7 protein-coding genes and 5 pseudogenes are annotated in these 15,059 nt (G+C 59.2%); 3 read left to right on the top strand and 9 right to left on the bottom strand.

From position 1 onward, the window contains the following. Nucleotides 1–304: 304 nt before the first annotated feature. A complete protein-coding gene (locus tag WDM24_RS06430; protein ID WP_338696062.1) occupies nucleotides 305–1,270 on the top strand; it encodes an IS481 family transposase in 966 nt (321 codons plus the stop codon). Between the two features lie 137 nt (nucleotides 1,271–1,407). Here WDM24_RS06430 and WDM24_RS06425 read toward each other — a convergent pair. The 7 genes and pseudogenes from WDM24_RS06425 to WDM24_RS44380 form a co-directional block, all read right to left on the bottom strand. Beyond that, nucleotides 1,408–2,570 (bottom strand): annotated as a pseudogene (locus tag WDM24_RS06425) (IS701 family transposase); the annotation flags it as partial. 456 nt (nucleotides 2,571–3,026) lie between these two features. Then, nucleotides 3,027–3,104 (bottom strand): annotated as a pseudogene (locus WDM24_RS44400) (hypothetical protein); the annotation flags it as partial. 128 nt (nucleotides 3,105–3,232) lie between these two features. Continuing rightward, nucleotides 3,233–3,523, bottom strand: coding sequence for a transposase (locus tag WDM24_RS44395; protein WP_414645694.1), 291 nt, complete (start codon nucleotides 3,521–3,523; stop codon nucleotides 3,233–3,235). A 567-nt stretch (nucleotides 3,524–4,090) separates the two neighbouring features. Beyond that, nucleotides 4,091–4,676: pseudogene (locus tag WDM24_RS06415) on the bottom strand (anthranilate synthase component II). Beyond that, on the bottom strand, nucleotides 4,673–5,437 hold the full coding sequence (locus WDM24_RS44390; protein ID WP_338696056.1) for an anthranilate synthase component I family protein: 765 nt from the start codon (nucleotides 5,435–5,437) through the stop codon (nucleotides 4,673–4,675). Before WDM24_RS44390 ends, WDM24_RS06415 begins: the two are co-directional and overlap by 4 nt. 291 nt (nucleotides 5,438–5,728) lie before the next feature. Beyond that, nucleotides 5,729–5,869: pseudogene (locus WDM24_RS44385) on the bottom strand (hypothetical protein); the annotation flags it as partial. Next, on the bottom strand, nucleotides 5,841–6,011 hold the full coding sequence (locus WDM24_RS44380) for a hypothetical protein (protein ID WP_338824913.1): 171 nt from the start codon (nucleotides 6,009–6,011) through the stop codon (nucleotides 5,841–5,843). The pseudogene WDM24_RS44385 and the gene WDM24_RS44380, both read right to left, overlap by 29 nt. A 1,052-nt stretch (nucleotides 6,012–7,063) precedes the next feature. Between WDM24_RS44380 and WDM24_RS06405 the strand changes: the two genes are divergently transcribed. Next, nucleotides 7,064–10,165, top strand: coding sequence for an efflux RND transporter permease subunit (locus tag WDM24_RS06405; RefSeq protein WP_338696058.1), 3,102 nt, complete (start codon nucleotides 7,064–7,066; stop codon nucleotides 10,163–10,165). 767 nt (nucleotides 10,166–10,932) lie between these two features. Here the strand turns inward: WDM24_RS06405 and WDM24_RS06400 are convergent. Continuing rightward, nucleotides 10,933–12,264, bottom strand: coding sequence for an MFS transporter (locus tag WDM24_RS06400; RefSeq protein ID WP_338696060.1), 1,332 nt, complete (start codon nucleotides 12,262–12,264; stop codon nucleotides 10,933–10,935). A 966-nt stretch (nucleotides 12,265–13,230) separates the two neighbouring features. Here WDM24_RS06400 and WDM24_RS06395 point away from each other — a divergent pair. Next, nucleotides 13,231–14,398 (top strand): annotated as a pseudogene (locus tag WDM24_RS06395) (IS3 family transposase). A gap of 182 nt (nucleotides 14,399–14,580) precedes the next feature. On the opposite strand, the gene WDM24_RS06390 reads toward WDM24_RS06395, so the two are convergent. After that, nucleotides 14,581–14,739 carry a hypothetical protein gene (locus tag WDM24_RS06390; RefSeq protein WP_173643937.1) on the bottom strand — a complete coding sequence of 53 codons (159 nt, stop codon included), beginning with the start codon at nucleotides 14,737–14,739 and terminating at the stop codon, nucleotides 14,581–14,583. Nucleotides 14,740–15,059: the final 320 nt, after the last annotated feature.

Here is a 15,059-nt window from a genome sequence, read left to right as displayed (position 1 = left end):
TCCAGAAGCTGACGAGCTGCCAGGAAAGCAGCTATGTCAACTCGCATGCTGTGGCCTGCCGCACCTAGGCACTGACGCTGATATCCGTCATATCGGATGTAGGAGAGGCGGCGGCTCTGCCGCGTTCGCGAGGTTCTCCCTCGACTTCGCTTGTCTGGCCTCGAGCCGCTTCATATTATCGATGATGGCTTTGATCTTCCCGCCGGCTTTGATGGCAGGCAACAGCTTTCCAAAGTTCCACACTCGATTGTTTAGTCCCAAGCTTTGATGGTGCATTCTTATCGCACGATTCGAAGGATGCGCTATGGGACAAGTTTTACACGGCTGCGCCACCACGACGGAGGCAATCCGTCGAGCAATACAAGATAGTCAAGAGAGCCTGAGAGCGCTCGCCAGGCGCTACGGGATCAACCAAAAGACCGTCGCGAAGTGGAAGGGGCGCGAGACAGTCGCCGATCTCCCGACAGGCCCAACGGAAGCCAAATCGACCGTGCTTTCCATCGAGGAGGAGGCGATCATTGTTGCTTTCCGGCGGCATACGCTATTGCCGCTCGACGATTGCCTCTATGCGCTTCAGCCGACCATCCCACATCTGACGCGATCATCCCTGCATCGCTGTCTCCAGCGCCACGGCATCAGTCGATTGCCGGAGGTCGAAGGCAGTAAGCCTCCGAAGAAAAAGTTCGAGGCTTATCCGATCGGCTATTTCCACATCGACATTGCTGAGCTCCAGACCGCTGAAGGCAAGCTCTATCTCTACGTCGCCATCGATCGCACCAGCAAGTTCGCCTTCGTGCAACTGGTCAGGAAGACGGGAAGGACCTCCGCCTCCGCCTTCCTCGAAGCTCTGATCGCGGCTGTGCCCTACAAGATCCATACGGTTCTCACCGACAATGGGATCCAGTTCACCTTCTTGCCGCGCTACGCGGACGGCCCGACGGCAAGATACGTGACACATATGTTCGATATGCGCTGCCAAGAGAATGGCATCGAACATCGGCTGACCAAGATCAAGCATCCCTGGACCAATGGGCAGGTCGAGCGCATGAACCGCACGATCAAGGAAGCGACCGTCCAACGCTATCATTACGATCGACACGATCAGCTCGAAGCACACCTTGCTGACTTCATTAACGCATACAACTACGCTCGGCCGCTGAAGACCCTGAAGGGCCTCACGCCCTACGAATATATCTGCAAAGCCTGGACTTCCCAGCCAGAACGATTCAAACTCAATCCGCTCCAGCAAATGCCGGGACTAAACACCTAGTCTTACTGCGTCATAAGCGTAGGCGACGATTGACGTTTTGCTGTCGGCGTCGGCAACACGGGCATCGTTGCAAGGTCTTGATGATCGCGTCGGCCAGCCGCCTGCGCATGGTTGCGATCGAATTTGGAATGTGACGCTCAGGCCGCAATGGCGGATCCTCTGGGTCTGTAACCGTCGGGAACGGCAAGTTGCGAGAAGAGAGCGGTGCAGCGAGGTGCTGAGGGGGGAATCGTCTCTCGTTCGGAGATCAGGAATCCGTAGGCTGCGATGCAGAGCGTTGCGTGATGATGGAGGCCGCGCCAGCCGCGCCCCCTCAAAGTGCCCGAGCCCGACCTCCTGCTTCAGCTCCTGATAATCGCGCTCGATGCGCCAGCGCAGTTTGGCCAGATCGACAAGACGGGCGAAGCCAATATTCTCCGGCAGAGTTGAGAGCCAGTATTTTGTCGGCTCCTGTTCTCCCTTCGGCCATTCGATCAACAGCCATTCTTCCGGCCAAGGTTCGCTGCGGTTGAAGTCGCGATGGGCAATGCGAATGCGCAGCCGCGCAAAACGCGACTTGAGGATCACATTGCTTCCCTCGCGCCAAGTGATCGTCCGCCACGCCTTGGCCGGAAGGCTAAGGCAAAATCCTTGACCTTGACCGGTTGGTGCTTGGCATCACGGCGTAGCTGTTTGGTCGGCCGGCCGCGGCCCCGGACGTAAGGTTTGGGCGGCAAAGGCCCGGTGCGGGGCGCCCACACGGTGGTGTTCGACAGGATGCCAGCGACGTAGGGCAGCCCCAGCGCCGTGACGGCTGTGCGCAGATCGATGTGCGCGCCATAGCCCGCATCCATCAGCACGACGCGCGCGGCAAGCCCGCCGCACAGGCCGCGCGGATCTGATCGAGCGCGATCTCCGGCTTGGTCTGAAAGCCGATCTTCTCGGGCACGCCTGCCTTCTGGCGGCGGGCAGTGTCAGAGGCCCAGCTCTCCGGCAAATACAAGCGATAGGCCACCGGCAGGCTCGCATGAGCATTGGCCAGCGACAGCGACACCGCGACCTGGCAATTGTCCTGCTTGCCGAGCTGGCCGCAATACTGCCGGGCCACGCCCACCGAATGCGTGCCCTTCTTGGGAAAGCCCGTGTCGTCGAAGATCCAGGCCTCGATCGGCCCATGCCGCTCGATCGCCGGCAGAACCATCTGGCGAACTTTGGCCAGCACCCGCTCGTCCGACCAGCGCCCCTCACCGACAACCTGCCTTGGCCTCGCGGCCGTCGGCATAGCCCTTGAGATAGATGTCCTCATGCTTGAGCGACCGCCAGCCGCTCGATGAAGACGTTGTCCATCCAACGACCGCGGCCATCCATGGAGATCTTGATCCCTGCGCCCGCCAACGCGCCGGTGAAGGCCGCGCTGGTGAACTGGCTGCCTTGGTCGGTATTGAAAATCTCCGGCCTGCCGTACTTCGCCAGCGCCTCTTCCAGAGCCGCCACGCAGAACGAGACGTCGATCGTGTTCGATAATCGCCACGCCAGAACCGCTCGGCTCGCCCAGTCGATGATGGCGACGAGATAAAGAAAAGCCACGGCCGATGGGCAGATACGTGATGTCGGCGGCCCACACCTGGTTCGGCCGGTCGATCGTCATGTTGCGCAGCAGATAAGGATAGATCTTGTGGCCCGGCGCCGGGTTCGTCGTGTTCGGCTTCGGTCCCAGCGCCGCGATGCCCATCTTGCGCATCAACCGCTGCACGCGCTTGCGATTGACCTGAAGCCCCTCAGCCTTCAGCATTGCGGTCATTCGCCGCGAGCCCAGGAACGGCCAGGCGATGAACAGCTCGTCGATCCGCCGCATCAGGGCAAGGTCGTTGTCGTTGGCCGGCCGGTAGACCCCGGAGCGCGCGATGCCAAGCAACAGGCATTGCCAACGGATCGACAGCGCCTTGTCGGCGCGATCGAGCATTCCTCGACGGTCCGGCGTGCTCATCTTCCGGACCTCCGCGCTAAAAAATCGCGCTCGGCCGTCAGTTGTCCAATCTTGGCGTGCAGCTTCTCGATCTCGCGTTCGCGCGTTTCCTCGCTCTCGCGCCCGACACCCGCATCAAAGGCCCGCGCCGCCTGGTCCAGCAGTTGCTTCTTCCAGGCATAGATCTGGTTCGGGTGAACCTCATAGCGCTGGGCCAGATCGGCCACCGTCGCCTGCTCCCGCACGGCTTCCAGCGCAATCTTTGCCTTCAGTGCCGCGTCGATCTTGCGTCTCGTCTTCGTCGTCATCATGCCCTCCGTCTATCAAACGGAGCGGCCCTTTTCCAACTAACCTCTGGTCCCAAAATCGGGGTCCATTTCACGATCACGCTCACAAGTTCTTCAACATATACGCCGAAAACCGCGCCTCGCTGTTCTGCTCTTGAAGATTCATCTCAGCTCTCGCATGCCGAAAAACGAATCATCTCACGCTACGCGAGAACCCGCGCCAAAGCTCTGCGGCTTTCTGACTCAGTAAGACTAGGGCAGCGGTAGTGAAGGCTACCGCAAGGCACCGCCAACTTCTTGGCGGATCTCGAATAAGCATTTTTGAGACCAGGCTGTAGGATAGTCCGCCTGTTCATCGAATGGAGGCAATGCGAAGAGGTCCACGTATTGTGCACCCCAAGTAATTCAATTTAGACCGAACGAAAAGAAAAAATTGCGTACGCATCGTGCCAATTGAGCTCTTTCGCGCTTTCTCGTTACATCTTCGACTGGTCGGTGCTTACCGCACAACGTTAGGCAAGCGAGATCAAGTGCGCAGTGTGCCATGATCTGCCGCGGGCCAAGCTACCGCGCGCGTGACTTCCGATGTCACGCTCGGAAACTCGCTGCCAGTTGCAAAAAATTTATAAGCAACAACGTGTGAACTTCTTGAGTAAGTACTGACTCAGGGTGAAACTGCACGATAGGTTGGTTGATGCCGGTGTGCTAGAGCCATGATCTCGCCTTCACTTGAACGAGCTGTCACCATGAGCTGCGGCGCGTCGGACTCATCGAATTCGACCGCCAGAGAGTGGTAGCGTCCGGCAGGAAGTGGAGACTGAAGCTGCTTGAACAATCCCCGACCGTCATGCGTTATTGGTGAGGCTCGCCCGTGCGTGGGACAACGGGCACGGACCACGCGCCCTCCGAAAACGCTGCCGATACACTGGTGTCCAAGACAGATGCCAAGAATGGCGACGCGCCCCGAAAGCTCGCGGACGACGGCAGTGGAAATGCCGGCTTCCATTGGCGTGCGGGGGCAGGGAGAAATGATGATTGCGCGCGGCTTGAGCGCAACGAGATCGGTGATGCTGATCGCGTCATTTCGGACGACTTCTGTCTCTGCACCCAGCATGCGAAGATAACGTGCAATATTGAATACGAAGGAATCGTAATTATCGATGATGAAAATCAAGATGCACCGGGTATCTCGGAATCAAAAGCATCAAAGAGGCGCTGTGCCTTGGCAAGCGTCTTCTCATATTCGGCTTCAGGAGTTGACATCGCCGTTATTCCGCCCCCTGCATGAAACATAGTCAGGTCGCCGTCGATCGTCACAGTACGAATCGCAATGTTCGTGTCAATCTGTCCACTGAATCCAACGAAGCCGATCGCCCCGCAATAGACCTCTCGCGCCACTTTCTCGAGGTCCGCAATGATTTCTATCGATCGCACCTTTGGAACACCAGTCACGGAGCCGCCCGGAAAGCAGGCGCGAAGCAGGCTAACCGCGTCTTGGCCCGCAGCCAGAGTGCCGCTGACGAGACGAGGTGATGCACTGTTGCACAGTGCCATGACATCGCCCGAATTGTCTGTACAGACGCGTGACAGATCGTTGCGCAGCAGGTCGACCATCATGACGTTCTCGGCGCGATCCTTTTCGGACGCAAGGAGCACTTTGGCGCGGCGCCGATCTTCCTCGCCGTCGGCGGAACGCGCGATTGTCCCCTTGATGGGGCGTGTTTCGACCTGCTGTCCGTCAAGTTTCAGAAATCGTTCCGGAGAGCTCGATGCGATCGTTAGCTTTCCGTAGCGCAAGAGCGCTCCAAACGGGGCCGGGTTCGATGAGCGGAGCTGGCAATAGAAGGTCAGTGGATCGAATAGCGGCGCCACCGTGGCACTGAAACATTGCGCGATGTTCGCCTGAAAGATATGCCCGGCCAGAATCAACTCCATGACGCCGTTGGACCGCCGACATGAAGCCTTCGCGGCTAAAGTTCGAATGCCACGGGCCCGCCCTGCTAGGGGTTGTGAGTCGAGGTAACCCTGGCCTGGCAAGCAGTGCTGCAAACTCATCAGCGCGACGACGCGCACGCTCGTTTCGTCGAGCGGGCTCCTACTCCGGCCATCCCGTAGAGACGATCCAGCACCTCTGGTCGCGCTGATCGAAACTGACCACCACGTCATCGAAATGTAGAATTGATTGAGGTAAGCGGAGGCCGGGAAGGGACGGGCCGGCAGTCGCTCCAGTGTCCGGTTCATGTCGTAAGCAAGGAAGCCGGCGGCGCCACCCTGGAACGGCGGGAGATCGGGGCGATGTGCTGCTCGGTATCTGGCGAGAAGGCTTCGGCAGGACCACTCATGGATCGCCCGCAACGGCCTCTGCATTCCAGCTTGCCTGTCCATCGGCGACCAAATAGGTGCCAAACGGTTCGCAGGTCAAATATGAGTACCGCCCGAGAAGTTCATGCCCTGCCGCGCTATCGAGAAAGGTAAGCTGCGGGCGCTGCGCAAGGCATCGCCTTGACAGGCTCGATCCACTGCAACTCGCGGACGTGCATAGGGCTATCGGTTACCGATGATCGGCAGGCCGTAAAGCCGGCTCTGATCGTTGTCCTGGCGCGAACAAGCGCAATTTCCGTCCAACACGTACAAAGCCTCGAGGCTGATCATCATCATGCTTAGCTGCGACTAGCTCGTCGGGGGCGTCGATCAACTTGGCTCAACCCCGACGTTCCAGCGAAATAGACATCTGCTGACAATTCGTAGTCAGCGGCAAACCGCAGTTCCGAAGTGGCCGCACGCACCGGATCGCTTCTTGATACCTCGAAGCAGGACCGACGCTGTGCGTGTCGCCCGCCTTTGCCGTCTTCCATCCGGTCGCATCGTGCCCGAGCGTTATCGCCTGCAAGCGGGCGACCCCATATTCGCCGGAGATTGACGAGGTTCGCATCGACCCGGAACCGCCCGACGTCACGGCGACCAACATGGGTATCTCTAGAATCCATTTGTGCGCCGGTCCATCTTGGCCCCGGGGGCGCGTCGCAAGTCTCGCGCGGCTCAAGCCAGCGTAAGGCGCCGACAAACCTTGGTATAGGTTTGGCAACCCATTCTATATCGCGCGCTTGCCTTTGTAGAGTTGAGTCACTCGTCGAGTTGTTTGTACTTTCGACGTCGCCGCTGGATCATTCGATAGTGGCGCGGAAGCCGTTAGTGCCGACTGATCCGCTTGCTGCAAGGCGTTGCTTGAGGCGTGAGGATGAAGCGGAATGGAAATGCGTGAGCCCGCTTCCGTATTCTGAGTCGGACCTCGGGCCGATTGCGCACAGAATGACATGGGTCTTTATCCTGAAGAGGTGTGTCCATACTTGCGATCAGCAATCAAAAGGGCAAAGATTCATCCAAGGAATGGTGATGAAGAAGTGGAGGATCGGATCCTCTGCCTAGGAACTAGCCGTTAGAGCAGCCGATTCCGCTTCCTTCTCGGGTCTTTGCCACTGTCAGCGCGCTGATGACCGTAACTGGAGCGCGACTTGCCAGTGCCAGCGAATTTGCGTCACCCTCCTGAATGCGAGAGCCTCGATGGCATTTGCCGATCTTTTCCTCAAACGTCCCGTGTTATCAGTCGTCATCAGTCTGCTGATCCTATTGATCGGCCTTCGCGCGGCCGCCGTTCTGCCGATCCGGCAGTATCCGAAGCTGTCAAACACGGTCGTCAATATCACAACCTCCTACCCGGGTGCCTCCGCCGACATGATCCAGGGGTTCATCACGGCCCCCCTGGAGCAGGCAGTGGCGTCCGCCGAGGGCGTCGACTACATCACGTCCTCATCGGTGCTCGGTAGCTCGACGATCCAGGTCTACATCAAGCTCAATTTTGATCCCAACGAGGCGCTTACCGAAGTGCTCTCCAAGGTCAACTCGGTCAAGTCTCAAATTCCGAAGGAATCAAACGATCCGGTCGTCACCAAGTCAGCCGGTCAGACCACGGCTGTCATGTATATCGCTTTCTCCAGCGAGGAACTGACGGCCAGCGCGATCTCCGACTATCTTTCACGCGTGGTGCAGCCGGTTATGTCGACCGTAGAGGGGGTCGCAGCGGCGGACATCCTGGGCGGCCAGAGTTTTGCGATGCGGCTATGGCTCGATCCTGTGAAAATGACCGGGCATGGCGTGTCGCCGGCGGACGCTTCGGCTGCAATTGCCGCCAACAACTTCCAGGCCGCGGCCGGTCAGGTCAAGGGCTATCTCACCATCTCCGACATCACAGCCAACACTGATCTGCGCGGTGTCGATGACTTCAAGCGCATGATCGTCAAGGCCAATGACGGCGGATTTGTGCGCATGGAGGACATTGCGACGGTCGAGCTTGCCGCGCAGACCGCAGACGCCAGTGTCTCCATGAACGGCGAGCACGCGGTCTTCATCGGCGTGCAGGCGAGCCCTCAAGGCAATCCACTGAACATCGTACGAGGCGTACGGACGCTATTTCCAGACATGGAGCGCAACTTGCCGCCTTCGCTGAAGATGAAAGTGGCCTACGACTCCACGAAGTTCATTCAATCATCGATCGATGAGGTGGAGAAGACGCTGGTCGAGGCCGTCTTGATCGTGGTGGTCGTGATCTTCCTGTTCCTGGCTTCGTTTCGGTCGGTCATCATTCCCGTAGTTACCATTCCGCTGTCGCTTGTTGGCGTCTGCAGCATGATGCTGGCGCTGGGGTTTTCATTCAATCTTCTGACCCTTCTCGCGATGGTGCTTGCGATTGGTCTCGTGGTCGACGATGCAATCGTCGTCGTGGAGAATATTCATCGCCATCTGGAACAAGGTGCGCCGCCCGCGCTGGCCGCGACCCAGGGGGCGCGCGAAATCGTCGGTCCCGTCGTCTCCATGACGATCACGCTGGCCGCCGTGTACGCGCCAATCGGCTTTATCGGCGGCCTCACTGGCGCGCTGTTCCGCGAATTTGCGTTCACGCTGGCGGGCTCGGTCATCGTGTCGGGCGCAATTGCGTTGACGCTGTCGCCGATGATGTGTTCGGTCTTCCTGAAGAACTCTGAGGAGGGGCGGTTTGCAAGGGTTGTGAACCGCGCGTTCGGCGCCACGACCCGCTGGTACGGTCGCAACCTCGACCGCTCGCTCGACTATGGTCCGATTACCGGGCTGTTTGCGCTGACCATGCTGGGCCTTGCGGGCTTTCTCTACATGCATACGTCCAAGGAACTTGCACCTGAGGAGGATCAGGGCATCATATTCGCGCTGACTAAAGCGCCGAAATACGCCAATATCGATTACTTCGATTATTACGGCGCCAAGCTCGACAAAACGTTCCAGAAGTTTCCCGAGACCGATTTGCGCTTCGTGCTCAACGGCAGCAGCGGGCCGCAGGGCGGCATGGCCGGCATGTTGCTAAAGCCTTGGGACGAGCGTAAGAGATCATCGATCGCGCTCAAGTGGTCCGTTCAGGCCGAGCTGTCCAAAATCGAAGGCATCAACGCATTTGCCTTTGGTTTGCCGCCTCTTCCGGGCGGTTCGGGCGGCCTGCCGGTGCAAATGGTGATCAGTTCGACCCTAGGTTTCCAGTCCGTCTATGAGCAGATGTTGAAGCTGAAGGATGCCGCGCGCAAGAGCGGTCTGTTCGCGGTCAGTGACTCTGACCTTGAGTTCAATCAGCCCGTGGTGCAAATCAAGGTGGATCGATCCAAGGCAAGCGATCTCGGCATCACCATGGAGAACGTCGGTGGCGCGCTTGCGACCCTGCTCGGCGGCAACTACGTGAACCGCTTCAACTTGCAGGGGCGCTCCTACCAGGTGATCCCGCAACTGGCGCGCGAAAACCGCCTGACGCCGGAATCACTTGGAAGCTATTATGTGAAGACTGCGAGAGGCTCGATGCTGCCGCTGTCGACCGTGGTTTCCATCGAGACTGCGACCGATCCGAACACGCTCACCCACTACAACCAGCTCAACTCCGCGACCTTCCAGGCTGTACCGATGCCTGGTGTCACGATCGGTCAGGCTGTGGACTACCTGGACGAGGAGGCAAAGATGCTGCCCGCAGGCTTTAGCCACGACTTCCTTGCCGACGCTCGCCAATATGTGCGCGAGGGTAATCAACTCGCCATCACCTTTGCGTTTGCACTCATCATCATTTTTCTGGTGCTTGCGGCGCAGTTCGAAAGCCTGCGCGATCCCCTCATCGTCATGATCAGCGTTCCGATGGCGGTCGTCGGGGCCTTGATCCCGCTATTCTTTGGCTTGTCGACGATGAACATCTACACTCAGGTTGGGCTGTTGACACTGGTCGGGCTGATTTCCAAGCACGGTATCTTAATGGTTGAGTTTGCCAATGAGCTGCAGCTCAAGGAGAGGCTCGACCGCCGCTCGGCTATCGAGATGGCGGCGCGCGTTCGACTTCGTCCGATCTTGATGACCACGGCGGCGATGGTCACTGGTCTCTTACCTTTGTTGACCGCAACGGGCGCTGGCGCCGCGAGCCGCTTCTCGATTGGGCTCGTGCTCGTCGCGGGCATGTCCATCGGAACGTTGTTCACGCTCTTCGTGCTACCGGCGCTCTATGTCGCGATTGCGTCCGATCACCGCGCCGGTGCGAATGCTGTCCACGTCAAGAACACCGCTGAGTTGGAACACGCCGGGGCTGTTGATGCCCACTTGGCCAAGTGATGACGCTCACAATCAATTGAGCTTCGCTGAATTGGTGCTAAAGCAGGGGGCGCTGATCGCCGACCGCGGTGACTTGATCGCGCTGGTTGGCTACAATTGGTGGCGCGGTCCGCGTCATTCTCTGCTCCGACAGGCTCGGTATTGTTGCCGACCGATCAGAAAGGGGCGGTAGCTATTGGCCTCTGCCAGAGTGAATTGCCGGACATCCACGGCAGCGCAACTCGCATGCTTGCCTGTCTGGGAGAATTCATGCACTCCCGATGACGAACAGTGGTGGTGCCGCCTTGTTTCATTGGCTCTGGAAGGGAATGATTTGCTCGGGCTTGTCTTGCCGGCAGAACAGACGAGCGCTGGTTTGCTGCAGTCTGCGTCCCGTAGGCGAGCGGGTCGGAACTGGCTGGGCGTCTGAAGCCTATCTCATTAACATAGCTATGGATTCGATACTGGTCGGGCACAGGCAGCTTATTCTGGCTAGCAAGGGGCCTCTAGCGCTGCGCAGCAAGAAACCCGCCGCGTTGCAGCGATCATCACGCGGATTGCCCATCGCTTGTTCCAATGCCGATGACCATCCAGTAGGAAAAAGCGAAAAACTCGAAAGGCTACCCGACCCCAACAAGAAGGCGCGGCCCCAACACCGGCCCCTCCTGCAAAAATCGAATGCTTCATCAAGACAATTCCTATCTCTCGGGCCGATCTACTTTCTTCCCCAAAGACTTGACGGGGAGCGCGGTATGAGCGGAAGGGACCCGTGATCACGTTGTCCAGCGCTACGACGGGCTTCGCTTATGCGCAGCGCTCTGAATTCTCGGCGGTGCCGTCTCGGGCATCATCAGCATGGCACAGAATCCGGCCGCGCTAGCGACAAGCATGTACCAGGCGGGAGCCAGTGCGTTCCCGGTAACGTGGATCAACCAGGTGACGATGGGTTGAGCTGTGCCACCGAAGATCGCTATCGCAAAAGCGTAAATCGTCGCGAAGGCGCCGCCGCGGATGTTCTTGGGCAAACCTTCGGCCATGCTCACATAGAAGGCGCTATACGGGACCGTTCCGATGAAGGTGAGCGCGCCGAGGCCTCCGAGAAGTGCGATGGCACTGCGGCTCTCTACGATCCACCAGAATACCGGATAGGTCATCAGCAGCGCGGTGACCTGCGGCCATATCATGATGTGCCGGCGTCCGGCACGATCCGCGAGCCAACCGCCCAGCAGTGCGGCGCCAATTCCTACTGCATTGCTGACGAGCGTGGTGCCGAAGGCGAGAGGCGCAGAAACTTGCAAGGTATTCAGCGCATAGGTGGTCATATATTCCGTGATGTAGGTAAAAATTGTGCAACTGGCCAAAATGACGAGTCCCAAGCTCATCATACGGCGGACGGCACGCAATCTCTTCGCACTCTCGACGACGGGAGCCGAAGCTTCCGGGCGGTGTAATGTCTCCGGCAGGGCGCTCCGCAGCCAAAGTCCGAACGGCAGCGTGCCGGCGCCGAGCAAGAACGCGATCCGCCAACCGTACGCGTCCAGTGCCTCACTTGTCATCGCGAGGGAGAGTATTTCTCCAACCAGCGCTCCGGCGGTTGCAGCTATCTGTTGGCTGGCAGGCTGAAACGAGACAGCAAGACCGCGGGCTTCGGCCGGGGCCGCTTCCATCAAATAGGCAGTAGTCGGACCGACCTCACCTCCCAGAGCGAAGCCCTGCACCAAACGTGCGAAAATGGCCAGCAACGGAGCGCCAATTCCTATCGTCTCGTACGATGGCGTAACAGCTAACGCGAGGATCGCGGCGCTCATCATGGCAAAGCTGGCAGTCATCGCGGGCCGGCGCCCGACCCGATCCGAGTACGAGCCGAGCACGATGGCCCCTATCGGTCTGGTTACAAAACCCGCGCCAAACGTCCCGAGCGACAGCATGAGGCTGGCAAACGGGTCGCTCGCCGGGAAGAACGCCTGACCTATCTGGATTGCGAAAAAGGTATAGGTCCCGAAGTCGTAAAATTCGAGAATATTGCCGATCGTTGCGCCCAACACGACGCTGCCGGTCAGGCTTTCGTCCGGCGCAACGAGAATCGGCTTTCGATGCTCCGGAGCGAATTGACTGGCCATCCCCGATCCATCTCGGTCGCGATCTGGCCGAAGGCTTCGGCCAGCCAGGTTGCGCGCGTTGCTCTCCATCTAACCTACACGCCGTCTATCTTGAGGCGGCCGGGTCGCGCGCCGATTTCCCAGATGTGGATGTAGCATGTCACGACGAAGCCCATCGTAACGCCTGCAATAAAGATGCCTGCTTCGTGCAGCCCGATTCAAGCCTTGCACTGATCGCGGCAATCGCCCGCAAAAATGAATAAAGGAAACCGGTGCAGCCATCGGGCGCGGGCAGTCGTTGTGGTCCTGCGCGATGGCGGGTTTGCGACAACATTGGCAGCCACCGAACAGAAGGCCTGCTTTCACACAGAAGGGCCGCCATGCGTGCATGCTGCGTTCAGCTGGCTGCGCGTGCGCGGAAGTGTCAGGCGATTGGCCCGGCTCTTTGCTCCACCGCGTGGTAGTTGCGCGAAACTGCATGCTTTGTCGAGATTGTTCCCTGCAGAATAAGATCTTCGTGCGATCAAACGTAATGGGAGCTTGCATTGTTGATGGCACCTTGAAAACGGCCGACATCGCGCCGGCCGCCGCAGGCATCAGGCGGTGATATCCGGTCATGGCGAGCCGCAGCTCAGCTGGCCGCAAATGACAAGCGTGATGCGCCAGAATTGAGCCCCGAAAAGTGGAGTCAAAGGCATCAGCGATGGCGACGCGCATCTGTGGGTGGATTGGATTCATCAATGTCGTCCTAGGATTATAGCCTTCCTTTCATATTGCGACGCTGCCGTCAGGTTTTGGCCGCAAAGGCGTGCGGCCTCTGTAACCAATAGCGGTCGCGCTCCGCTCACGCATCTGCGTGCGCACACGCTCGAAGCTCGATGGCAAAGCACGCCTGCAATCAAAAGTCGGTTCGCTGAAATGGACCCCGATTTTGGGACCAGAGGTTAGTTGGAAAAGGGCCGCTCCGTTTGATAGACGGAGGGCATGATGACGACGAAGACGAGACGCAAGATCGACGCGGCACTGAAGGCAAAGATTGCGCTGGAAGCCGTGCGGGAGCAGGCGACGGTGGCCGATCTGGCCCAGCGCTATGAGGTTCACCCGAACCAGATCTATGCCTGGAAGAAGCAACTGCTGGACCAGGCGGCGCGGGCCTTTGATGCGGGTGTCGGGCGCGAGAGCGAGGAAACGCGCGAACGCGAGATCGAGAAGCTGCACGCCAAGATTGGACAACTGACGGCCGAGCGCGATTTTTTAGCGCGGAGGTCCGGAAGATGAGCACGCCGGACCGTCGAGGAATGCTCGATCGCGCCGACAAGGCGCTGTCGATCCGTTGGCAATGCCTGTTGCTTGGCATCGCGCGCTCCGGGGTCTACCGGCCGCCCCGGCCGGCCAACGACAACGACCTTGCCCTGATGCGGCGGATCGACGAGCTGTTCATCGCCTGGCCGTTCCTGGGCTCGCGGCGAATGACCGCAATGCTGAAGGCTGAGGGGCTTCAGGTCAATCGCAAGCGCGTGCAGCGGTTGATGCGCAAGATGGGCATCGCGGCGCTGGGACCGAAGCCGAACACGACGAAGCCGGCGCCGGGCCACAAGATCTATCCTTATCTGTTGCGCAACATGACGATCGACCGGCCGAACCAGGTGTGGGCCGCCGACATCACGTATCTGCCCATCGGCCGTGGCTTTTCTTTATCTCGTCGCCATCATCGACTGGGCGAGCCGAGCGGTTCTGGCGTGGCGATTATCGAACACGATCGACGTCTCGTTCTGCGTGGCGGCTCTGGAAGAGGCGCTGGCGAAGTACGGCAGGCCGGAGATTTTCAATACCGACCAAGGCAGCCAGTTCACCAGCGCGGCCTTCACCGGCGCGTTGGCGGGCGCAGGGATCAAGATCTCCATGGATGGCCGCGGTCGTTGGATGGACAACGTCTTCATCGAGCGGCTGTGGCGGTCGCTCAAGCATGAGGAACATCTATCTCAAGGGCTATGCCGACGGCCGCGAGGCCAAGGCAGGGATCGCGAGCTGGATCGCCTTCTACAACGATCGTCGCCTTCATCAGGCGCTCGGCTATCGCACGCCGATGGCGGTCTGGCGCGAACGGATGCAGGCCGCGAAGGCTGTGGAATGGTGGACAACGCTGACGCGTTGACCACATGCCCATAGCAACAGCAGCAGACAGTGTCTCTGGCAGCGTGATAGGAAGTAATCAGGAGCGGTCAGTTTCCAACTAACAAACCGGCTCAAGCGGCCCCGCTCCGTGGGTCCATTTCATTACTTCGTTGGCCGCAGGATCGTGGGCGACAACTGACAAAGTGATCGTCGCCGCCGAAATCAATTACCGTTCCGCCGAGAGAAGCCAATTTGTACTTCAATACGGCGACTAGCCTGCGAGCGTCCATCATCCTGAGGAGCAACTTGCCATTTAGGCAGGGCAGGACGTTTTAGCGAACGATCGGCATCGAGTTCGCGATGCGCGATCGCCTGCTGCATCGCATGCATATCCTTCAGACCGGCCGCGTTGGTTGCCGCCCGCGCGAACAAGAAACGAGGGTCCGGCACCCGACCTGATCGGAGTAAAATAGGATGTCCTGCTGGGCGGGTCGCATGCAGGTTCCGCATCGCCACTTTGCGAAGCATTTCGCATCCGCTGCGGTTTGGTGGCGTCGCCCCGCTGCGGACGCCGCGCTGCTTGCAATTCCTTGCGCCGGGACCTGAAAGGATCAGACGAATGATAGCACACCTCATGGCGTTACAAGACCTAACAGGCTGTTGAAGAAGTCGGTAGCGAAGCGTTTCGTATCGTGATTCTC

This window comes from Bradyrhizobium sp. 27S5 (assembly GCF_037217225.1).
Taxonomy (GTDB): Bacteria; Pseudomonadota; Alphaproteobacteria; order Rhizobiales; family Xanthobacteraceae; genus Bradyrhizobium; species Bradyrhizobium septentrionale.
The sequence above is the reverse complement of the archived record's forward strand: the minus strand, read 5'-3'. Positions and strand labels throughout refer to the sequence as shown.